We start from the raw sequence: 2704 nt of genomic DNA, 5'->3' as shown, positions 1-2704 counted from the left end.
ATTTTGTAGTCTTCATATTTGCTTGTAGGAGTCCCCTTTGCTGTTTTACTGATAACGTTGTAAATATTTGAAGCGGTGACTTTACCTAATCGTGCTTGAAACCATTCTGCTGATCTTTGTTCCATTTCACACCGCCCTTTGTTGTTCATGAGACGTTGGAGCATATTCGATATCTTGGATATGAATATATTCGGCATCTTGTATAGAGGCGTATATTTGCTCTTGTTGTGGGTGAGATTGTTCTGCTTTAGGATTTAACCTCTCTTGCAAAATTCTAATAACTATTTGTGCTTTTTCATCAGGAATATCTTCAAGGCTCTCGACTTGAGCATACTTAAGTATCCTTGCTTCTTCTGCACCAGTTTGTTCTATAAGATTTTTGAGTTCATTGATGTGCTGCGGACAATCTTTTTCAATAGGTTTATTTCCATCATTATCATCTTCTTTGCTTGCGACATTAAGAAGCATGCCTAAGAGATATCTGCGTGCATAAGTGATTGTAGAACCAACAGATTGAGTGCTATTTTTGCTACCTTGTCCATCAATTGGAAACGTTCCTTGTGTTGATATTTCATTTCCCGTTGTATGTCTCAAAGTCATTTCTACGGTTATGCCACTTGAATTCTGCTCTTTGATACGAGAAAACAAGACGAAATGGTGTTTTTCAAGAGGTTCTTTGATTGCATCAATATACTTATCAAGTGTTGCATATTTACTCTTGGTATGGGTATTAGTCTCGTTTTTATGTATTGTTTTATATTCCTTTTGCGCAGCGCAAAGATCACGGACAAAATTTTGGCGCTCTTGTCGTTCTATCTCCTTATCGCGTAATTCGAGAAGACGTTCGAGACGATTCAGATCGACATCGTTTTCTAAAGCTCTGTTTAAAATGCGGTCCATAGCCGTTGTTTGATTTTCACCATCATTGGTTTGTTTTTCTAATTCGGTTTTCGTGATAGTTAACTCACTCATCTTGATTTCCTCCATTAAAGCGCAACTCACCGGTGGCGTGAATCACGCATGTATTAAAAGTTGTTTGGTTTGATTGTTAGAAATTGAATTTCAGAGGCGGTATGATGTCATCAATTTCTAATACTGACGTAAATATACGTTCATCATTAGACTTAAGTCTAATAAAGATTTTGTCTTTATCATTAGAAAATCGTCCTATTTCAAATCCAATACATCTAAATACTTTGCTTGCGTATGATGCATATGTACATCTAGGTGTGTGATTTGATATCATTTTCTTAAAATTATCTTCACCTAAAAGGTCATTGATTACGTCTTTAGGAATTATGGTATCAACATAGGGGTCATCTTCATATCCAGAGATAGTTATACAAAGTTCTCCGGGGTTTTGATCACTTCTCACAACTGTCTGTACACACCAAGTAGGTTTAATTTCATATCTATACATGATTATCGCCTACCTTAAAACAGTGTCGTTTCCGGACATTCTAAAACAGTATCGCTTCTGGATATTTTTGTATTTCCAGTTACTTGTGCATAACCAAAAATCCTTGCGTCACCATAAACACGTGCATTTTCAAGAACACAAGAATAGTCCAAAACACAAGCATCACCAGCAACTTTGGCATCACCAAAAACCTTGGCATCACCAAAAACCTTGGCACTCCCATAAACACGGGAAAAATCATAAACCTCGGCATCATCAAAAACACGGGCATTTCCGTGAATTCGGGCATTGCCATAAACCTTGGCTTTGTCGAAAATCTTGGCTTCTTCGCCAACCCAAGCATAATTATAAACCCATGCTTCTCCGTAAACTTGTGCATCACCAAAAAGTTGGACATGACCACAAACATGTGCACCATCAAAAACCCATGCGTTCCTATAAACACGGGCATTACGATAAACATAGGCATCATCAGCTACCCAGCAATTTCCCTCATGGCTTAAGTTGTCTTCTTTTTCTATAAAACCGCCTAGATCACCGGCTTTAACTTTTCCAAAATCTTTTAAGGCGCGTATACGGTGTAAAGTGTGACCATAAAATTCGATTGTCTCATCAGTCAGTTCGTATTTCTTTTCCATGATTATTCCTCCTCCATTAAAAGAGGGTCCATTATGGATATTTTTGTATTTCCAGTTATTTCGGCGTCACCAAAAATCCTTGCTTCACCAAAAATCTTAGCATTTCCAAAAACACGAGCCCTGCTACCAACACGGGCATTGCCATAAACCTTAGCATTCTCATAAATCTTGGTGCCGCCAAAAGCCTCTGCATTGTCATAAACACGTGCATTGCCATAAACCTCGGCATTACCACAAACATGTGCATCATCAATAACCCATGCGTTCCCATAAACACGGGCATCATTAGAAACCTTGGCATAACGACCAACCTTGGCATTGCCATAGACCTTGGCATCGCCAAAAATCTGTGCACAAGCACAAACATAGGCATCATCCCCAACCCAACAGTTACCCTCATGGCTTAAGTTCTCTTCTTTTTCTATAAAGCCGCCGATATCACCAGCTTTAACATCTCCAAAGTCTCTCAATGCTCTAATTCTATGAAGTGTCTTAAAGCCAAGCTCGATTGTCTCATCAGTCAGTTCGTATTTTTTTTCCATGATTATTTTCCCCTACCTTAAAACGATGTCGTTTTCGGGTTCTTTTGTATTTCCAGTTACTTTGGCATCCCCATAAATAGAGTTATTGCCAGAAACCCATGCAC

Annotated in this window: 4 protein-coding genes and 1 pseudogene; all 5 read right to left on the bottom strand. The window is 38.6% G+C overall.

The window, feature by feature from the left end:
• Positions 1 to 125, bottom strand: a pseudogene (locus T429_RS09965) (lambda exonuclease family protein); the annotation flags it as partial.
• A 1-nt stretch (position 126) separates the two neighbouring features.
• A complete protein-coding gene (locus T429_RS0108430; RefSeq protein WP_005775062.1) occupies positions 127 to 972 on the bottom strand; it encodes an ERF family protein in 846 nt (281 codons plus the stop codon).
• 76 nt (positions 973 to 1048) lie between these two features.
• Positions 1049 to 1420 carry a hypothetical protein gene (locus tag T429_RS0108425; RefSeq protein WP_005775063.1) on the bottom strand — a complete coding sequence of 124 codons (372 nt, stop codon included), beginning with the start codon at positions 1418 to 1420 and terminating at the stop codon, positions 1049 to 1051.
• 14 nt (positions 1421 to 1434) lie between these two features.
• On the bottom strand, positions 1435 to 2058 hold the full coding sequence (locus tag T429_RS0108420) for a hypothetical protein (protein WP_005775064.1): 624 nt from the start codon (positions 2056 to 2058) through the stop codon (positions 1435 to 1437).
• Positions 2059 to 2060: 2 nt separating this feature from the next.
• Entirely contained in the window at positions 2061 to 2600 is a 540-nt protein-coding gene (locus tag T429_RS0108415; protein ID WP_026500974.1) for a hypothetical protein, read from the bottom strand.
• Positions 2601 to 2704: the final 104 nt, after the last annotated feature.

The sequence above is a fragment of the Bartonella elizabethae F9251 = ATCC 49927 genome (genome assembly GCF_000518165.1).
GTDB classification, from domain to species: domain Bacteria; phylum Pseudomonadota; class Alphaproteobacteria; order Rhizobiales; family Rhizobiaceae; genus Bartonella; species Bartonella elizabethae.
This window is presented reverse-complemented; position numbering and strand designations above follow the sequence as displayed.